The 19,618-nt window shown below is 48.9% G+C and carries 12 protein-coding genes; 9 read left to right on the forward strand and 3 right to left on the reverse strand.

The window, feature by feature from the left end; all coding sequences use genetic code 11:
* Nucleotides 1–83 precede the first annotated feature (83 nt).
* From FXO21_RS23805 to FXO21_RS23835, 7 genes are all read left to right on the forward strand, one after another.
* Nucleotides 84–1,454 (forward strand): glycoside hydrolase family 140 protein, encoded by a 1,371-nt coding sequence (locus FXO21_RS23805; protein ID WP_149642420.1) that lies wholly within the window; start codon nucleotides 84–86, stop codon nucleotides 1,452–1,454.
* Between the two features lie 142 nt (nucleotides 1,455–1,596).
* Nucleotides 1,597–2,169, forward strand: a complete 573-nt coding sequence (locus tag FXO21_RS23810) for an RNA polymerase sigma factor (protein WP_149642421.1) — start codon at nucleotides 1,597–1,599, stop codon at nucleotides 2,167–2,169.
* Between the two features lie 119 nt (nucleotides 2,170–2,288).
* Nucleotides 2,289–3,374, forward strand: coding sequence for a FecR family protein (locus FXO21_RS23815; RefSeq protein ID WP_149642422.1), 1,086 nt, complete (start codon nucleotides 2,289–2,291; stop codon nucleotides 3,372–3,374).
* A gap of 241 nt (nucleotides 3,375–3,615) precedes the next feature.
* The gene (locus tag FXO21_RS23820; RefSeq protein ID WP_149642423.1) at nucleotides 3,616–7,230 is read left to right on the forward strand and encodes a SusC/RagA family TonB-linked outer membrane protein; all 3,615 of its coding nucleotides are present in this window, start codon (nucleotides 3,616–3,618) and stop codon (nucleotides 7,228–7,230) included.
* A gap of 12 nt (nucleotides 7,231–7,242) precedes the next feature.
* A complete protein-coding gene (locus FXO21_RS23825) occupies nucleotides 7,243–8,961 on the forward strand; it encodes a RagB/SusD family nutrient uptake outer membrane protein (RefSeq protein ID WP_149642424.1) in 1,719 nt (572 codons plus the stop codon).
* 137 nt (nucleotides 8,962–9,098) lie between these two features.
* A complete protein-coding gene (locus tag FXO21_RS23830) occupies nucleotides 9,099–12,362 on the forward strand; it encodes a DUF1553 domain-containing protein (RefSeq protein ID WP_149642425.1) in 3,264 nt (1,087 codons plus the stop codon).
* A gap of 11 nt (nucleotides 12,363–12,373) precedes the next feature.
* On the forward strand, nucleotides 12,374–13,852 hold the full coding sequence (locus tag FXO21_RS23835; RefSeq protein ID WP_149642426.1) for a DUF1501 domain-containing protein: 1,479 nt from the start codon (nucleotides 12,374–12,376) through the stop codon (nucleotides 13,850–13,852).
* Between the two features lie 50 nt (nucleotides 13,853–13,902).
* Here the strand turns inward: FXO21_RS23835 and FXO21_RS23840 are convergent, their stop codons facing one another.
* A complete protein-coding gene (locus tag FXO21_RS23840; RefSeq protein ID WP_149642427.1) occupies nucleotides 13,903–14,409 on the reverse strand; it encodes a DUF4468 domain-containing protein in 507 nt (168 codons plus the stop codon).
* A gap of 195 nt (nucleotides 14,410–14,604) precedes the next feature.
* On the opposite strand from FXO21_RS23840, the gene FXO21_RS23845 reads away from it, so the two are divergent.
* Both FXO21_RS23845 and FXO21_RS23850 read left to right on the forward strand, forming a co-directional pair.
* On the forward strand, nucleotides 14,605–15,393 hold the full coding sequence (locus FXO21_RS23845) for an alpha/beta fold hydrolase (protein WP_149642428.1): 789 nt from the start codon (nucleotides 14,605–14,607) through the stop codon (nucleotides 15,391–15,393).
* A gap of 98 nt (nucleotides 15,394–15,491) precedes the next feature.
* Complete coding sequence (locus FXO21_RS23850; RefSeq protein WP_149642429.1) at nucleotides 15,492–17,294, forward strand: hypothetical protein; 1,803 nt, start codon at nucleotides 15,492–15,494, stop codon at nucleotides 17,292–17,294.
* Here the strand turns inward: FXO21_RS23850 and FXO21_RS23855 are convergent.
* Together FXO21_RS23855 and FXO21_RS23860 are read right to left on the reverse strand one after the other, a co-directional pair.
* Nucleotides 17,251–18,309, reverse strand: coding sequence for a response regulator (locus tag FXO21_RS23855; protein WP_192579375.1), 1,059 nt, complete (start codon nucleotides 18,307–18,309; stop codon nucleotides 17,251–17,253). The two genes, FXO21_RS23850 and FXO21_RS23855, sit on opposite strands and share 44 nt — an antisense overlap.
* A 19-nt stretch (nucleotides 18,310–18,328) precedes the next feature.
* The gene (locus FXO21_RS23860) at nucleotides 18,329–19,570 is read right to left on the reverse strand and encodes a PAS domain-containing sensor histidine kinase (RefSeq protein WP_225865836.1); all 1,242 of its coding nucleotides are present in this window, start codon (nucleotides 19,568–19,570) and stop codon (nucleotides 18,329–18,331) included.
* Nucleotides 19,571–19,618: the final 48 nt, after the last annotated feature.

Genomic DNA, 19,618 nt, shown 5'->3' on the forward strand with positions numbered 1-19,618 from the left:
CAAACCAGCTTAGCGGTTCCATTTTGTTTAAACATAGTAAAAAAAGGGAAACTGAGGTCTTTTTAGCAAAAACCTTCAACCCTATGAAGCTGTCCAGATTTTGCTCCACAGTATTGCTTTTAGCTTTTATCTGCACCAATGCATTTGCACAAACTTTTACGGTGAGCGCCAACAAGCGGTATTTGCTGAAAGAAGGTAAACCATTTTTCTGGCTGGGTGACACTGCCTGGGAACTGTTTCACCGCCTTGATCGGGAGGATGCGGAATACTATTTAAAAAAGCGCGCTGCCCAGGGATTTACAGTCATTCAGGCAGTCGCCCTGGCTGAATTCGACGGGCTGGAAGTACCTAACACTTATGGAGATAAGCCATTTCTGAACAACGATCCCACCAAGCCCAATGAGGCGTATTTCAAGCACGTTGACTTTATCATTGACAAAGCTGCGGAAGTCGGGTTAACGATTGCATTCCTGCCAACCTGGGGCGATAAGGTTTTCAAATCGACCTGGGGAAAGGGGCCGGAAGTTTTTAATGAAGCCAATGCAGAAGTGTACGGAAAATGGCTGGGTAACCGCTATAAAAACCGCAAAAACATCATCTGGCTGCTCGGCGGCGACCGTAATCCCAGGCCCGGGACGCGTGACACGGAAATCTGGCGGGCCATGGCCGCAGGCGTGGAAGAAGGTGTAGGCGGGGCCGACAAAGCCATGATGACCTACCATCCGCAGCCAAATAAGGAAGGATCAAGTGAATGGTTTCATCAGGACAATTGGTTCGATTTCAACATGTTCCAGAATGGACATTGCCGCGATGCGGCAGTTTACGATCATATCAAAGGAGCCTACGAACGCCAACCTATCAAGCCCGTGATCGATGGAGAACCGATTTATGAAGATCACCCCGTTTGTTTTAATGCCAAAGAGCTGGGCACTTCCAATGCTTACGATGTGCGTAAGGCCGCCTACCTCGACCTTTTTGCGGGTGCTTTCGGGCACACTTACGGCTGTCATGATATCTGGCAAATGTATGCGCCTAACCGGGAAGCTGTCAACGGGCCGCATGTTTTCTGGCAGCAGGCGCTTGAACTGCCCGGCGCCCTGGAAATGAAATTCGTACGGCGGTTAATGGAATCGCGCCCGCTGCTCGACCGCGTTCCCGATCAGACGATAGTGGTGGAAAACGATCTGGCCTCCCACGAACGCATTCAGGCAACGCGTGGCAAGGACTACATTTTTATTTACAGCTCGACCGGAAAGCCTTTTACCGTCAATGCAGATAAAATCTCCGGTAAACAATTGAATGCATTCTGGTTTGACCCAAAAAATGGTAAAACAAAAGATGTGGGGCAGTTTGACAATAAGGCAACCAACAAATTTACCCCGCCTGATTCGGGCTATGGAAAAGACTGGGTACTCGTGCTAGACGACGCCTCCAAAAATTATCCCAAGCCGTAACCCCGAACCCCCAAACACCCGAACCACCCTAACCACGTAGAACCCCGATTGTGCTTCCACATTTAGCAGTAATTCACGCTTAAGTTTGACTTAATAAAGAAATACTTAACTCCTTAGTTATCATTTGCCCAATTCCGACGCAATGCAAGAGGATTTGATACGCTGGAAAAGATTCAGGGAAGGCGAGGCTGCTGCTTTTGAATCGATTATCAGGGGAGAGTTTCGTGCATTGTTTGAATACGGTACCCGGTTTATCCACGACCGCGATACGCTGAACGACTGTATTTACGACCTTTTCACATCACTCTGGGACCGAAGGAAATATCTGGCCGATACCGATCAGATTCGCCCATATCTGCTTAAAAGTTTAAGAAACAGATTAATAAAGGAAAAGGAACGCGCCAATCACCTGACCGGACTCGACAGCTGGCAGGAGCAGGCGGAACCAGCCGAAAATGCAGAATCACGGATCATCACGTCCGAAATAACGGCACAACGAAAACGCCGTATCAGTTCGGTACTGGTTACTCTCACGCCCCGCCAACGTGAGATTATTCACCTGAAATTTTTTGAAAACCTCTCAAACGAGCAAATTTCGCATGTTCTGGACATTTCCAGGCCTGCCGTTTCCAACTTGCTTTCACAGGCATTAAAGCTCTTCCGCGACAAATGGCAGGCGACCATTTCAACATTATTTTTTCTTATAACTTTCTGATTGATAAGTAATTAGAAGGTGGATCTTCACGAAGGGGAAATATTTTTCTGATTTTTCAATGATGTTTCGGGCTTTCTCCGATTATCCTCCTGTAAGTCGGATCTCCTTGGTGTTTTATTATGAAAAATTATAAAGATTACGATCTGGAAGATTTTCTGCTGGACGATAGTTTCCGGCTCTGGGTTAACCGGGAGGATAGCTCTGCCGCGGATGTTTGGGAGGGATTAGTCAGGGAATATCCTGAAAAGAAGATCATCATGCAGCAGGCGAGGGATTTGATACTCACCTGGACGGCCCACTCAGAAGGCGTAAGTGACTCGGACCTGGAAGAGCAGGTGGCGCGGATACTTGATAATACCGTTTCAAAAAAATCCCGGACAATTATTTCGTCAATTCCTCTGAAATGGTTTTCGGTGGCGGCAGCCATATTGGTGGCAGTTGGGTTAGGCTGGTATGGTTTGACGGAGCAAAGTCTGCCGGAACCGGCCTCTTCGTACGAAAAGTACGTTTCCGAAACGTCTCTTCCGATGAAGGAGGTAGTTAACAGCGGGCCAAAAGTAATGCTGCTGACCCTCCCGGAGGGAAGTAAAGTGACGCTGCATCCGCAAGGAAGGATCAGCTATTCTGAAAATTTCGTGCACGGAAAGAAGCGGGAAGTTTATTTATCCGGAGAAGCCTTTTTTGACGTAGTCAGGGATGCGCAAAATCCGTTTTTCGTGTACGCAAATGGTTTGGCTACCAGGGTTTTAGGGACGAGTTTTTTAGTGAAAACAACTAAATCGAATGTAGAGGTATTGGTCAGGAGCGGGCGGGTTTCGGTGTTGCCTATCAAGGATATCGAGCATCCCGGCGACCATAACGCCGAGTTGCTGCTCACGCCAAATCAACAGGCTATATTCTCTATCAAAGACAATCAGATCTCAAAATCCATTACCAATATGCCGCTGGAACTGATCAAGCCGGATCCGGAAGATGGTTTTGTTTTTGAAAACCAGCCAGTCAGCAAAATTTTCACGGCCCTTGAAAAAGTGTACGGTATCCCGATCATTTACGATGCAGCAGTGATGGAAGCTTGCTCCCTGCGCGTCGAACTCAGCCACGAGCCATTTTTCGTAAAACTGGACGTAATCACCCAAACCATCGGCGCCTCCTACCGGGTAAGCGACGGCCAGGTGATTGTGACGAGCGAGGGATGTAGGTTTTGAGTTGTTGGCTATTAGCTGTTGGCTGTTAGCTGTTAGCCATTAGCTGTTGGCTTTTCGCTGCAAGCAAGTTGCTTGTGGTTGAAACACAGAGATAATTAAAAACTAAAACATGAATTCTCATACCCACTATCCAAAGACTAACCGAAAAATCAAAGCCAATAGCTAACAGCCAGAAGCTAAGAGCTAAAAGCTAACAGCTAATAGCTTAAATCCAATTTCCCACCTAAACCACCATAACCGCATGAAAAAAAATAGTATACCATTTAAATATCTGGTAACTGTGATGAAAGTTACGTGCATACCATTTCTTGTGTCCCTGTTTTTCCAGGGGCTGGCGATTGCCAACAGCGGATTGGCGCAGGAGCTGTTGGACAGGGAAGTTACTTTGCAGGTACAGCAGCAGGATCTGAAACAGGTTTTGGCCACGCTGGAAAAGACCACAAAAGTCAAATTTTCGTACATCCCGTCGCTGGTGCGCGATCAGAAAGTATCCGTTGACGCTTCGAAACAAAAACTCAGCCGGGTTTTGAAGGATTTGCTGGTGCCTCTGGAAATCAGCTATTCGGTGTCGGGGAAATACATTATTCTGGTAAAAAAGGCGGATGAAGCCTTTACTACACCCAATGCGCTGAACCCTGTGCCGCTGCCTTATCTGCACCCGGTAGATATTACGATCAAAGGAAAAGTGCTGGGGGGAGATAACAATGAGCCGCTTCCCGGTGTGAGCGTGGTAATCAAAGGTTCGCAGCAAGGTGCGATTACGGATGGTGACGGTGGTTACAGCATTGTGGTACCCGACGAAAAGGCAATACTCGTTTTCAGCTTCGTAGGTTACGTTTCTCAGGAGTTTCAGGTTTCCAATCGCTCGGTGATCAATGTGACGCTTGCTTCCGATATCAAAGCACTGAGCGAAGTGGTGGTGACGGGCTATACTGCCCAATCCAGAAGGGATATTACAGGCTCCGTGAGTGTGATCGACGCGCAGAAATTATTAGAAGTACCAGCGACGAACCTTGCGCAGCAATTGCAGGGAAGGGCCGCTGGTGTAACGGTAGGAGTTGATAATACCCCGGGAGGAGGCGTTTCTGTCCGGGTGCGCGGTTATGGTACACTCGGCAATAACGATCCGCTTTACGTGATCGACGGGGTTCCGACGAAAGGCAATCTCAATACCATTAACCAGAATGATATTGAATCGATACAAATTCTTAAAGATGCTTCCTCAGCCTCCATTTACGGTTCCCGCGCTGCAAACGGCGTTGTGATCATCACTACGAAAAGAGGGAAGTCGGGCGCACCGAAGTTTACTTTCGACGCCTATTACGGGGTACAGAAGCTGGCCAAAAAGATGGATCTCCTGAATACCACGGAGTACGGCCAATATCTTTGGCAGAGTAAAAAGAATGCAAACGTAGTGAACCCGACAACCGGGAATCCCGAACACGCACAATATGGCAAGGGTGCGGAACCAGTTATTCCGGATTACATCATTCCCGACGGCGCGCCCGAAGGTGATCCGCGCGTGAACCCTGCCAATTACAGTTTTAACCGATACAACGATCCGCTATTCGGTAAAACCAAATTTTCTATCACCAAGGCAAACAAGCAAGGTACCGACTGGATGGAGGAAGTTTTTGACGCCGGGCCGATCCAGAATTATCAAGTGGGCGTTTCAGGGGGATCAGAGGTAAGCCGCTATTCTTTTTCGGCCAATTATTTTGACCAGACCGGTATCCTGATCCACAATGGGTACAAACGTTATTCCGTTCGTGCGAATACTGAATTTACCATCAAAAAAAGGCTGCGGATCGGAGAGAATTTACAGGTAGCCTATGGAAAACGGCAGGGTAACTACGGCAATAATGCCGAAACCAGCCAGGTGTCCAATACTTACCGCGCGCAGCCGATTATTCCCGTTTATGACATTGGCGGAAATTTTGCAGGTACGCTGGGAAGTAACCTCGGGAATGCCAACAATCCGGTAGGGCAGCTGGTCAGGAATAAAAACAATGGTTACCAGGATCTTCGCTTGTTCGGTAATGCCTATGCAGAAGTCGATATCATCAAAAACCTGACTGCGAAAACCAGTTTTGGCGTCGACCTGACGGCCAATGCGGGCAAGTATTATACGCCCGTCGAGATCGAGCTGGCGCATGGTACCAACGTGAACAGTCTGAGTGAAAACCGCAGTTACAGCTACTCCTGGACGTGGACCAACTCGCTTACTTATGACAAACATTTTGGCGAAAACCATCATTTGAATGTCTTCGCAGGTATTGAGTCGATTGATTCGTACGGTAACTTCTTGAATGCCTATCGCCAGGGTTATTTTGCTGATAATATCGATTTGAGATACATCGACGCGGGTAACCCGGCTACTTCAACCAATAGCGGCTATGCGTCTTCGATGTGGTCTTTATTCTCCTATTTCGGCCGGCTGGATTATGCTTTTCAGGACAAATACCTGGTGCAGGCTACCCTCCGCCGCGACGCTTCGTCACGTTTTCAGGCCGCTTCCAGGTATGCGACTTTCCCGGCAGCAAGCGTAGGCTGGCGTATTTCAAAAGAACCTTTCATGGCAGCAGCTACATTTATCACCGACCTGAAACTGCGTGCAGGCTGGGGACAGACCGGCAACCAGGAGATCGGGGATTTTAATGCCTATTCCACTTACCAGAGCAATCCAGGCAGCAGCGGGTATGGCATCGGCGGCAATCCGATCGGGTACGTGCAGGGTTTCGATCTCGGCAGGTTTGGTAACCCGAAAGCGAAGTGGGAGACAACCACCACCTGGAATTTTGGTATCGATGCCAATTTGTTCAAAGGTAAATTCGACCTCAGCCTGGATGTTTTCGATCGTCAGACGAAAGACCTGCTTTATACCAAAGCCTACGACCCGCGGCTCGGCGACGCTGCCATTCCCGCCCAGAACATCGCTTCTCTTGAAAATAAGGGGCTTGATTTGGGTTTAAATTATAATGATGCCGTCATGGATGGTGAACTCACTTACAGCATCGGCGTCAATTTCTCGACTTACCGCAACAAAATCATTGCATTGGACCCGCAAAACCCGAATGACTTCCTGCCTGGGTTTTCATTGCGGACCCCGCCTGTTACCCGCTCCATTGCCGGCCGACCGATTTCATCATTTTACGGATACATCATCGACGGTATCATGCAGAATGAAGAAGAAGTGCAGGCGCACGCCAAGTTTCCGGGTTACTACGATTCCAATATCTATATCAATGGCGTGCGGACGCAGGGGGTAGGTAAATTCAAATACCGCGACGTGAATGGCGACGGCGTGATCAACGCGCAGGACCAGACATACATCGGCAGTCCGCATCCTGATTTTACCTACGGGATCAATGCCAATGTGGGCTATAAAAACTTCGATCTGACCATTTTCGCGCAGGGTGTGCAGGGTAATCAGATATTCAATCACGTAAGGTACTGGACTGATTTCGAGGTATTTCAGGGAAACCGGTCTACCCGGATGCTGTACGAATCGTGGCGGCCCGATAACCCGAATGCAAAACTGCCGATCCTGGATGCCAACGATGCGCAAAGCGGCGAACCTTCGACTTACTTCGTCGAAAACGGCTCTTATCTGCGGTTTAAGAACATCCAGCTGGGTTATTCTTTGCCAAAATCGATGTTGAACAAAATCGGCGCGGACCAGCTGCGGCTTTATGTGCAGGGGCAGAACCTCTTCACTTTTACCAAATATTCGGGACTGGATCCGGAGATTAACCTGCGCAATTTTAACAGCGGTTCCGATCGCCAGATCGGCGTGGACGAGGGCGTGTATCCAACCCCGAAAGCGATTATCGTCGGACTTAGTCTTGGTTTTTAACATCGATCCATCATGAAAAAAATACTCATACTTGCTATCGTTATCCTGGCCTCTTCCTGCGGGGATAATTTTTTGGAAAAAAGACCTCAGGGACAATACAGTCCTGATATTATATTGACTACCGCCGGGATCGAAGGCGCATTGGTAGGCGCTTACGGGTTGCTTGACGGCATCGGTACGAGCGGTGTAACTACCTGGCACGGAGCAGTCTCCAACTGGATCTTCGGCAGTGTGGTTTCCGACGACGCCTACAAAGGTTCCGACGCAGGCGACCAGCCCGAGCAGACATTTTTGGAACGTTACGTGTGGCTTTCGACCAATACGCACATTTACGGCAAGTGGCGGACATTGTACGACGGCGTAGCCCGGGCAAACGATGTGCTAAAATCGCTCCCCAAAGTGACGGGACTCGATGACGCAAGAAAGCTGCAAATCCAGGCGGAAGCGCGTTTCCTGCGTGCGCATTATCATTTTGAGGCCAAAAAGATGTGGGGTAATATATCGTTTATCGACGATGCCACCTGGGATACCGAAAATCCTGAAAGTGTACAAATCCCGAATACCGAAGATGCGTGGCCTAAAATAGAAGCCGATTTTCAGTTTGCTGCGGAAAACCTTCCGGCTAATCAGGCCCAGCCCGGACGCCCTACGAAATGGGCTGCACTGGCATACCTTGGCAAATGTCATATGTACCAGGGTTTTCCAAAAGGAGTACCGAATGTAGCGCACCTGACTGCTGCCAAAGCGGCTTTGATCCAGGTTGTGAATAGCGGAAAATATAAACTGATGGACCATTTCCACGACAACTTCGCGGCCGAAACGCGCAACAATGCAGAGTCGGTTTTTGAAGTGCAATACAGCGTAACTGCCGCAGACGGATCGGGAGGTAACCAGGGTGACGAGCTTACTTATATGTATCCGAATGGTCCGGGTGGCTGCTGCGGGTTTTACCAGGGTTCACAAAATCTGGTCAATGCATTTAAAACAGATGCAAAGGGTTTGCCGCTGATCAAGACATTTAATGATACGGATGTGAAAAATGACGAGGGCTTGCTTTCTTCGGCACCATTCGAACCTTACACCGGCCCGCTGGATTCCCGGCTGGACTGGACGGTGGGCCGCAGGGGCATTCCTTATATTGACTGGGGCGTGCATCCGGGCCGTTTCTGGATCCGCGACCAATCTTACGCCGGGCCTTATTCTTCTAAAAAGCAGATTGTAAGTAAAGCGGAGTCGGGCAAAACGGGTAATCCACGCCAGAGCACCAATAATTATCGTTTAATGCGTTACGATCATGTTTTACTTTGGCTTGCCGAATGTGAAGTGGAGCTGGGTAACCTGGAAGAGGCCCGTAAATATGTGAACCAGATTCGCACCCGCGCCGCGCGTCCCGATGGTTTTGTGTTAACCGACGATGGAAAACCTGCCGCAAATTATGTCGTGGGATTGTATACCACGCCCTGGACAGACGCCGCCAGCGCCCGGGACGCGGTAAGATTTGAAACACGCCTGGAATTTGCAATGGAAGGCCACCGCTTTTTCGACCTCGTCCGCTGGGGGATCGCCGTGCCGGTTTTGAACGCATATCTGGACAAAGAAAAGAACAAGCGGACTTACCTCAGCGGGGCGAGAGTTGAGGAGAAACACCAGTATTATCCGATCCCGCAGCAGGCCATTGTATATAGTACAAAAGGAGGCCAGGCAAGTCTGGTACAAAACCCTGGTTATTAATGTCCTGAAAACCAATCCGCAGGCCGGTAACTTGGCGGATTGGTTTTTATCGGTTAACTTAGTATAACAATTGTTTTAAAAAGTTTGGAAAAACCGGGAAGTTCTCCCGAAGGAATAGCCTACAACATTCACCATTCATGCCTAAATCCCTTTTGAAATACAGTCTGATCATCCCGGTAGCGGGGTTGTTTTTCGCTTCCTGTGACAAGAAGGTTGACTTACCCGACGACGTGGCGCAGGAAATGTCCCTGCTCGTGCAGCCCGTCGACTATACTTATGATGTGAAGCCGATTTTGTCGGACAGATGTTTTGCCTGCCACGGCCCCGATGCGAACCATCAGAAGGGTGACCTGCGGCTGGATGTAGCAGAGGTAGCTTACAAAAAAGAAGCGGAAAGCGGATTAAAAGCGATCAATCCGGGCAAGCCGGGCAGCAGCGAGCTCGTGCAGCGCATTCTTTCAAAAGATCCTGAAATCCTTATGCCGACACCCGAATCGCACCTTTCACTGACAGCAAGAGAAAAGGCGATCCTGATCAAATGGGTGGAAGAAGGCGCGGAATACAAGCCGCACTGGGCATTTACCAAAGTGGAAAAACCAAAAGTGCCGGCTGTTAAAAACAAAAAATTCGTTAAGAACGATATTGATAATTTTATCCTTAAAAAGCTGGAAGACAAAGGGATGATCCCGGCGAGAGAGGCGGATAAGACCACATTACTCCGCCGCGTTTACCTCGACCTCACCGGTCTGCCGCCAACGCCTGAGGAGGTGACAGCTTATATCAATGACAAATCACCGAATGCTTACGAGAAAGTAGTCGATAAGCTGCTGGCCTCCCCGCATTATGGCGAGCACATGGCCGTCCCCTGGCTCGACGCCGCTCGGTATGCGGATACGCACGGATATCAGGACGACGGTCTGCGCACTGCCTGGCCTTTCCGCGATTGGGTGATCAAGTCATTCAATCAAAACCAGCCTTACGATCAGTTTGTAACCTGGCAGCTCGCCGGGGATATGCTCCCGAATCCAACCCGCGACCAGCTGGTAGCGACCGGTTTTAACCGCATGCACCAGCAAAGTCAGGAAGGCGGTATTGTGCCGGAGGAATACCGCGTGGCTTACGTGGCGGACCGGACGGATACTTTTGGCAAAACATTCCTCGGTATTACGGTGGAATGTGCGCGCTGCCACGACCATAAATATGATCCGATCAGCCACAAAGACTATTATTCCCTTTATGCGTTCTTTAATAATAACAACGAAAACGGGCAGATACCCTACAACGGCGAAGCTAGCCCGGCGATCAGTTTGCCAAGCCCGGAGGCAGATGCCAAGCTGAAATTTATCCACCAAAATCTGTCCAAAGAAAAATCGCAGCTGACCGCTCACGCGAAAATCGCCGATCAGAATTTTCAGAATTGGCTGACAAAAGCGCGTGTGGAACATGAAAAAGCATTGATCCCTGAAAAGACAGACCTGGTAGGCCATTTTACATTCGACGAACCGCAGGGAAAGGAATTCCAGAACCTGGCCGATCCAAAGCATAAGGCAACTGCCGAAGGTGACGATAGTTTGTCCAATGTGGCTTCCAGAAATGGGAAGGTAGGTAAGGCAAGGTATATTTTTGGAGAAAATGCGGTTTCGTTCGGGGATAAATTTGCGTTTTTTGAGAGAAATCAACCTTTCAGCGTCAGCATCTGGCTGAACCTGCACGATCCAAGTGTGACAGGTTCCTTGTTTCATAAATCGAACGGGGTAATGAATGGTTACCGCGGCTGGAATGTGTTCCGCGAAGAAGATGGACGCATTAGATTGACAATGAGCCACGTATGGCCCCAGAACGCGATCGAAATCCAGACGGTTGATAAATTCCCGCTAAACAAATGGACGCAGATCGGGTTCTCTTATGATGGTTTGAGTAAAGCTGCGGGATTGAAATTATATGTCAACGGCCGCCCCGCGAAAGTGACGATCCACAATGATCAGTTGACTGAAAGTATACTTTACGGAAAGAACAAAACCAACTGGTATGTAGACCGGCTGAATATCGGTCGCCTTTCCGATCAGCGGACCAAAAACTTTGAGGTAGACGAATTTATAATTTACACCAAAGCATTGACGCCGCTGGAAATGCTGGGCATGTATAGTTTGAAAAATGAATTGGTAAACGCAATAAAAACGCCGGCGGCACAACTTAAACCCGAGCAACTGGCTGCATTAAAGGATTATTACCTCACTAATATCGATTCCGAGTATAAAAAACGGCTGGCCGACAGCAGGAAGCTGATCGGGGAGGAAACGGAGATTTTGGATAAAGAAATCGACGTCATGGTGATGCGGGAGCGGAAATATCCGCGCAAAACATTCATCCTCAATCGCGGTGCCTACGATGCGCCCGGTAAACCTGTAACCAGGGATACGCCGGACAGTTTCTTTAAAATTCCAAAAGATTTTCCGAGAAACAGGCTGGGACTGGCGAAGTGGCTGCTGCACGAGGATCATCCGTTATTCACGAGGGTGACGGTGAACCGGTTCTGGATGATGTATTTTGGGCAGGGACTTGTGGTTTCCAGCGATGATTTCGGGAACCAGGGCGAGTTGCCTACACACCCGGAACTGCTGGATTACCTGGCTGCTACCTTCCGGGAGTCAGGCTGGAACGTGAAGGCCATGCAAAAAATGATTGTAACCTCTGCGACTTACCGGCAGTCTTCGAAAGTCAATCCGAAATCGGGCGAAGCCGATCCGGAAAACAGGCTGTACGCACACGGTCCGAGCTACCGCATGAGCGCCGAGCAAATCCGCGATAATGCATTGGCTTCGAGTGGGTTATTGACCAGGTCAGTGGGCGGAAAAAGTGCCTATCCTTATCAGCCAGCCGGATTATGGGAGGCGCTGGCAACACGGAACGAGGTAACTTATAAACAACAACACGGAGACAGTCTTTACCGGAGGAGTCTTTATACGATCTGGAAAAGAAGTTCTCCACCGCCGATGATGCTGAACTTTGACGCAGCGGAAAGGCATTTCTGTGTCACCAAAAGGCAGAAAACAAGTACGCCGTTGCAGGCATTGGTCGTGATGAACGACCCGCAATTTGTAGAAGCGTCCCGGGTACTGGCACAACAGATGCTGAAAAAAGGGAAAACACCGGACGAGCAGATCGCTTATGCATTTACAGCCCTGACGGGCCGCCTGCCGGACGCGAAAGAGAAGCAGGTTTTGAAAGAATTGTATGAAGAAGAGTACGACGAGTTTCGAAAAAACCCTAAAAGAGCAAAGTCGATTCTGACGGCCGGGGAATATCCGGTTGATAAATCACTCGATCCAGCTCAGGTAGCTGCTGGTACGATCGTGGCCAGCACGGTAATGAATTTTGACGAATTTTTGATAAAGAGATAACAATCAGCAGCATGAGCTTATATAACGAACTTGAAAACCACGTCCACGAGCAATTGAGCAGAAGGAATTTCCTCTCAAAAACCAGTCTCGGGCTAGGTGCGGCGGCGATGGCCTCTTTGCTGAATGCCGATAATGGTATGGCCAAAAAGCCGGTTCAGGCAGCGGGCGAAGCGGCCGGTTTGCCACTTGGCCACCCGCATTTCGCTCCCAAGGCAAAACGGGTTATCTACCTGTTTCAAAGTGGCGCTCCCTCGCAGCTCGAACTTTTTGACTACAAGCCCAAGCTGGAAGAGATGTGGGGAAAGGATCTGCCCGAATCTGTCAGAAAAGGGCAGCGGCTTACCGGAATGACGGCTGGTCAAAGCAGCTTTCCGCTGGCGGCTTCGAAATACAAATTTGCTCGGCATGGTGAAAACGATATGATGATCAGTGAGTTAATGCCATACACTTCCAGCATTGTGAACGATGTCACTTTCATTCGTTCGATGTTTACGGAGGCTATTAACCACGATCCGGCGGTGACGTTTTTTCAGACTGGCAGCCAGCAGGGTGGCCGGCCTTCGTGGGGTTCCTGGATCAGTTATGGATTAGGGTCGGATAACAAGAATATGCCTTCGTTTGTGGTTTTATTGTCAAAAGGACGAGCAGGGGACCAGCCGCTTTATGCGAAGTTATGGAGCAATGGATTTTTGCCTTCTGTGCATCAGGGTGTCGTATTCCGTTCCGGTCCCGACCCGGTTTTTTACCTTAATAACCCGGAAGGAATTGACCGCTCCAGCCGCAGACGCATGCTGAATTCACTGGCCAAGCTGCAACAAGGACAATTTGAAAAAATCCTTGATCCGGAGATCAATTACCGTATGGCGCAGTACGAAATGGCGTACCGTATGCAAACCGCGGTGCCTGAAACGATGGATATCTCGAAGGAGCCTGAATATATCTTTGACTTGTACGGAGAGGAATCGCGCAAGCCGGGCACATTTGCTGCCAACTGCCTGCTCGCACGCAAGCTCATTGAAAAGGATGTGAAGTTCGTGCAGCTGTATCACCAGGGTTGGGACCAGCATGGCAATTTGCCAAACGATATTAAAACAATGGCAAAAAGCGTCGACCAGGCCTCCGCGGCTTTGATCACCGACTTAAAACAGCGCGGGTTACTCGACGAAACGCTGGTAGTTTGGGGAGGAGAATTCGGGCGCGGGGCTTATTCGCAGGGGAAATTGACCCGCGATAACTATGGTCGCGACCACCATCCGCGGAGCTTTACGATCTGGATGGCGGGTGCCGGCGTTAAAAAAGGATTCGTCTACGGCCAGACCGACGATTTTGGCTATAACGTTATCAAAGATCCCGTGCATGTGCATGATTTTCAGGCCACTGTAATGCATTTGATGGGTGTGGACCACGAGCAGCTGATATTCAAACACCAGGGCCGGAGATATCGCTTGACCGATGTGCACGGGAAAGTGGTGAAGCCCATCCTGGCATAGCTCCCAAACTAACTAAAAAAGCCCTGATTCACGCGAATCAGGACTTTTTTTCAAAATGGTGTATAGTCCTTGACATTTTCCCGCAGTTCGTTGAACATGCTGTTGAACTTGCCTCCTAGCTGCGTATTAAAAGCTTGCAGGTCTTTTTCTGATTTCAAAGGAAAGGGGCGGATCGGTGTGAATTTTCCATTGCCTACATCCAGCAACTCCACATTATGAATGGTCGCGCGGTACTTCCGGTTCGCACATTCAATCACCAGCGCGTATCTGAATTGGTATACGCCGCCTGACGAATTTTCTGAGCGGGGAATATTAATGCTGGTCAGCCCCTGCACGACCAGGTCGCCGGTTTCCTTGTCTGACACGAGTACTTTCCCGTCTGGGTGCGCCTGGGCTACCCAGAGTCTTGCGCGGCGAAAGAGGTCGATCTGAGCGACGCTGCCGCAATCAACTGTTTCTGTAAGAAAACTATTCTCGTTTTGAGGTGGAGAAAGAACCGGACTTGCCTGTGTGATCATAACAGAGAAACAGATAATGAAGAAGGATAGTTTTAACATTTTGAAGGCTTTTGAATATGTTTTGCAAATTTACAAATTAGCCTACCTAAGTGCAGTTGTGCAATTTGACTTATTTATCGGCCAGAAAGACGGTTTAAATGGTATAGGTTAATTAAAATGCAGCTAATCAACCAGTCGGTTAAAAGCTTTTAGTATTGAACACTTTTCCAAAACAATCTCAAAAGAAGCACTAAAATGCAGCAGGAAATCGCATTCAGAGAGGGCTATGAGCAGGTGAACGGCCTGAAAATGTACTACCAGATCCATGGTTCCGGCGACGTTCCGCTGGTGCTGGTGCACGGCGGCGGGTCGACTATTGAAACAACTTTCGGAAATATCATTCCATTTTTGGCGCAAAACAGGAAAGTGATCGGGGTAGATCTGCAGGCGCACGGACGCACCAGTGACCGGGAAGCTGGTGTTACCTTTGAACAGGACGCCGACGATGTAGTAAGCCTGCTTCAAAATTTGGGAATTGAGAAAGCCGATTTGCTAGGGTTCAGTAACGGCGGAAGCTCGGTGATGCAAATTGCAATCCGGCACCCGCATATGGTCCGTAAGTTGGTAGCTGTCGCCGCCTGCTGGAAAAGGGAGGGCCTGATCCCTGGTTTTTTTGAATTTATGGAAACTGCATCGCTCGATAAGATGCCCATGCCGCTGCAAACTGCATTTCTCGAAGTGGCAGAGAATAAAGAAGGCTTACAGGTGATGCATGATAAAGACCGTGACAGGATGCGCGCATTCACCGACTGGCCCGAAGACAAGATCCGATCCATACAAGCCCCCGCGCTGATCATTGCAGGGAACCAGGACGTAATTACGATCGACCATGCCGTGGAGACTGCGCAGCTCATTCCGCATGCCGAACTGGTGATCCTGCCCGGCATTCACGGGGCATGTCTGGGTGAAATATGTACCGCCAGGCCGGGAAGTAAAATGCCCGAATTCACAGCGCTGATAATCGGGGAGTTTCTGGATAAATGATGATATTTCTCATTTAACCGGGGCGTTTAACTCAGTTTTTTTGCCTGATTCCTGCGGTAGTTTTGGATGCAGATTGTTAAATCTAATCCAAACAGAATATGTCGCATACCTTCCATATTCCCGTCCTCGGCCTGGGATATTCCATTGATACTCCGGTTAAAGTTGCCCATTTTGGCATTTCCTCCGTCATTTCTATCGTCGATGATGAACTGATCGAGCGAATGCGGAAATACTATTATATGCTACTGGGCGAGCACTATCGTCCGATCGACAAAACCGGGGAAGATTATCGTGCAACCCGGATTACAGACTATCTCAACCTGATCAAACGCATTGCGGACCAGCGGTTTCAGGAACTGTGCAGCGCGCCTTTTGAAAATAATTCCGGAATTGACCGTTACTTTCAATTGCTTCCTGCGTCTTCTCCTCTGAAAGTTCAGTATGAAGAGCTTCTCCGGCTGTCGGGTACAATGCGGAGCGTGGCCGAGGCTGAGTTGCGGGCCAAACTCACACAGGGAGATATTGACGTCAATATCATGTCCAAGGTCGATAAGGTAAACCTGGATACTGACGGTGAAAGTCTGGGGGATATTTACACCGATGCGCTGGCTGCAATGCGCGGTTTTGCGAGAAGTAGCCTCCAATCGTCGCTGATTTTATCAGCCGGAATGAATCCGAGACTATACAGTTATCTTGAAAATTTCCCTGAATTTTTCCCTGACGCAAATGGTCAATTCAGAAAAAAGCTTACCCTGAAGGTGAGCGACTACCGTTCCGCGCTGATCCAGGCGAAGTTTCTGGCAAAAAAGGGAATCTGGGTTTCGGAATTCAGGATAGAATCAGGGTTGAATTGCGGCGGCCATGCTTTCGCGACGGAGGGTTATCTGCTAGGCCCGGTACTCGAAGAATTTAAGGTTAAACGGGAGGATATGCGGCGTGAGCTTTTTGAACTTTACCGGGAAGCAATACATATATGCGGCTACCAGATTTCAGTTATCCCGGACGTAAAAGTGACCGTTCAGGGTGGCATCGGTACAGCCGCTGAAAATGAATTTCTGATGAGGCATTACCAGCTCGACGCGACGGGCTGGGGGAGTCCGTTTCTGCTGGTGCCGGAGGTGACAAACGTGGATCAGGAAACTTTGGACGCACTCGCAACTTCGGAAAGCGACGATTACTATGTAAGCGACTCGTCGCCGCTGGGTGTTTTGTTCAACAACTTCAGAAGAAGCAGCGCCGAGAAGCAGAGACAGGAACGCATTGCGAAAGGAAGACCGGGAAGCCCCTGCCACAAACGTTATCTTGTTTCGGACACTACCTTTACAAAAGAGCCAATCTGCACGGCATCGCGGCAATTCCAGAATTTGAAGATCAAACAATTGCGGTCGCTCAATCCGTCAGATCTGAAAGAGCAAATTGAAAAGGTAACCGAAAAGTTGTGCCTCTGTGATGGATTGTCAACTGCCGCATTGCTGAAAAATAATCTGCTCAGTCCGCGTGAAAATAAAGCCGTAGCCATTTGCCCGGGGCCAAACCTTGCCTGGTTTTCGGGGGTACTGACGCTTAACGAATTAGTAGCGCACATTTACGGAAAAATTGACCTTCTATCGAAAAAGCCGCGCCCGCATATGTTCATCAATGAACTGCGTTTGTATGTTGATTATCTGAAAAAAGATATGGAAAGAAACGCAGGATCTGCGGATGCCAGAAAGGGGAAGTACTTTGTAAAATTCAAAGATCAGCTCTTGAATGGAATTGCTTATTACCGTGAACTGATCCCGTCATTAAATGAACCTGAGCCTAATAAAAAAGAAATGCTGGCTCAGTTGGCCAGCATTGAAAATGAGCTTGTTCCCGTCAGTTCCGCATCCGCAGCAGCTTGTCATATTCCAGTACTGTGATCAGGCTGCCCTTCATATCCACCAGCTTTTCTTCCTTGAAATCCGAAAGGGTACGGATCACGGTCTCAGTGGCCGTACCCACAATAGAAGCAATATCTTCGCGGGTAATCGACATCGAAAATGGCTTCGAGCGATCTTCCTGGTAACGCTGCACCAGCATTACCAGCGCTTGTGCCACCCTTTTTCTCACAGAATTATAGGCCAGTTGCAGCAACCGCTCTTCCCGGTCCTTTACTTCGTTCGAAAGCATCTTGATAAACTTGGAAGCTACTTCGCGATTGCCTTGCAATAGCTGAAAAAAATCGTCTTTGGGTATCATCGCTACTTCCGACTTTTCCAGCGCAATGGTCGATTCCTGGTAAGGTTCGCCTTGTAACAGATCGAGGTAGCCGAAAAAATCACCTTCTTTATAGAGATCGGTAATGTACTCTTTCCCGTGGTCGTTGGATTTGTAAGCTTTTACTTTCCCGTTTTGGAGGAAATAAACGTGGGACGGATAGCTGCCTTCCGTGTACACCGTTTCCTTCTTTTTTAAATGCTTTACTTTCTTATCCTCAGCGAGTTTGGCAAACAGATCAAAAGCTTTTGATTCTTCAATAAACCTGTCCAGCCCGTCTGCCGAGCGGTGGAACTGCTTTTTGAGGCGGTCGCTTTTTTTTAAGCGCATTTCCACGGCGTTCAGCAGTTCTACATCGTCGTAAGGTTTCGTCAGGTAATCGTCAGCGCCCATGGTCATACCTTTCCGGTAGTCGTCCTTTTCAGCTTTTGCAGTCAGGAAAACGAAAGGAATATGTGCAGTACGCTCGTCTTTTCCGAGCATATGCAGCACGCCGTAGCCGTCGAGCTCGGGCATCATAATGTCGCAGATAATCAGACTGGGCTGGTGCTGGGTAGCGAGCTGCACACCCTCCTTGCCGTTTTGAGCGGTAACTACCTCATAACTGGCCAATTCCAGAATTTCAGCCGTGTTTTCCCGCATTTCGGGATTGTCTTCAATTAATAATATCTTTTTGATTTCCAAGGGGATGAGTTTTTTAAATGTCTGTTTCTATGATCGGGCCGACGGGTGCATAATTGGGGAGGAAGAGGTTGAAGACAGTCCCTTTTCCGGTGTCACTGGTAAAGTCGACCTTGCCTCCCATCAGGTCCATATAATTTTGAACAATATTGAGCCCGAGTCCGGTACCCTGTGCATTTCCAGCATTCTGAGCCCTGAAAAACCGATCGAAAATGTGCAGCTGATCGGCTTGCGGGATACCGATTCCCTGGTCTTCCACCTGAATATGAATTGCCTTGCTTTCGGTTTTAATTCTCAGGAAAATAGATTTTCCCGGTTCCGAATATTTGATCGCATTGGAAAGCAGGTTGAAAAGTACATTGCGTAACAGTTGTTTATCCAGCCACACTTCCGGTTCACCCTCAAAACTGAAACGGATCTGCTGGTCTTCTTTGCACAAACCTTTGATCTCTTCGATCAGGTTACGGGCAAATTCTTGCAGGTTCGTTTGCACTGGAATGCTTTTTACCCTGCCTTCTTCCAGTTTTCCAATGGACAAAAAGTCGTTTAATATCTCGGTCAGGTTTGCGACTGTCGACTTAATACGCTGCACGTGTTTCTGCCGCTTTTCTTCGTCCTCCGTCTTTGGGTACCGGCCGATCAGCGATGCCGAGGACAATATGGTAGCGAGCGGTGTGCGGAACTCATGGGAAGCGATGGTTACAAACTGGCTTTTCATATTATTAAGCTCCCGTTCCTTTTTCAAAGCCCGGATCACCTCTTCCTGTGATTGCTCCACCCGCTGAATTGCCAAAGCAAGTTCGCGCGTGCGTTGCTCTACACGCTCTTCCAGCTCCGCATTGAGTTTTTGTATTTCAAGATTGGCCTCGATGATTCGGTTTTCCTGCTTTTTACGTTCGGTAATATCAATGACAAAACTGACCACAAACTCTCCGTCCGACGTTTTAAACGGGCTCAAACTCACTTCTACCGGAAATTCCGATCCATCCCGACGGCGGGCAAAAAGGTCCATCATGTGGCCCATACCACGCGCCCGGGGCATTTCGAGGTAAGTGTCTCGATAGCCTACGTGGTTTTTGGAATAGCGCTGCGGGATCAGCGTTTCGATCTTTTTGCCAATCAATTCCTGGTCGTGGTAACCAAAAAGCTCCCTGGCCTTGGGGTTCAACATTACAATGCTGGCGCTCTTGTCCACCACGACAATGCCTTCCGTCGCATGCTTGAACAGCGCGTCCAGCATTTCTATGTGCCGTGTCATCACCTGGGTATGGATTAAAATATCAGTATCAAACATACCAAGGTACTT

The sequence above is a fragment of the Dyadobacter sp. UC 10 genome, assembly GCF_008369915.1.
GTDB lineage: Bacteria > Bacteroidota > Bacteroidia > Cytophagales > Spirosomataceae > Dyadobacter.

Coding starts and splice junctions, on each gene's coding strand:
- FXO21_RS23850 (WP_149642429.1), top strand. CDS start 15,492: ATGTCGCATACCTTCCATATTCCCGTCCTCGGCCTGGGATATTCCATT.
- FXO21_RS23810 (WP_149642421.1), top strand. CDS start 1,597: ATGCAAGAGGATTTGATACGCTGGAAAAGATTCAGGGAAGGCGAGGCT.
- FXO21_RS23845 (WP_149642428.1), top strand. CDS start 14,605: ATGCAGCAGGAAATCGCATTCAGAGAGGGCTATGAGCAGGTGAACGGC.
- FXO21_RS23830 (WP_149642425.1), top strand. CDS start 9,099: ATGCCTAAATCCCTTTTGAAATACAGTCTGATCATCCCGGTAGCGGGG.
- FXO21_RS23860 (WP_225865836.1), bottom strand. CDS start 19,570: ATGACACGGCACATAGAAATGCTGGACGCGCTGTTCAAGCATGCGACG.
- FXO21_RS23835 (WP_149642426.1), top strand. CDS start 12,374: ATGAGCTTATATAACGAACTTGAAAACCACGTCCACGAGCAATTGAGC.
- FXO21_RS23840 (WP_149642427.1), bottom strand. CDS start 14,409: ATGTTAAAACTATCCTTCTTCATTATCTGTTTCTCTGTTATGATCACA.
- FXO21_RS23825 (WP_149642424.1), top strand. CDS start 7,243: ATGAAAAAAATACTCATACTTGCTATCGTTATCCTGGCCTCTTCCTGC.
- FXO21_RS23805 (WP_149642420.1), top strand. CDS start 84: ATGAAGCTGTCCAGATTTTGCTCCACAGTATTGCTTTTAGCTTTTATC.
- FXO21_RS23820 (WP_149642423.1), top strand. CDS start 3,616: ATGAAAAAAAATAGTATACCATTTAAATATCTGGTAACTGTGATGAAA.
- FXO21_RS23815 (WP_149642422.1), top strand. CDS start 2,289: ATGAAAAATTATAAAGATTACGATCTGGAAGATTTTCTGCTGGACGAT.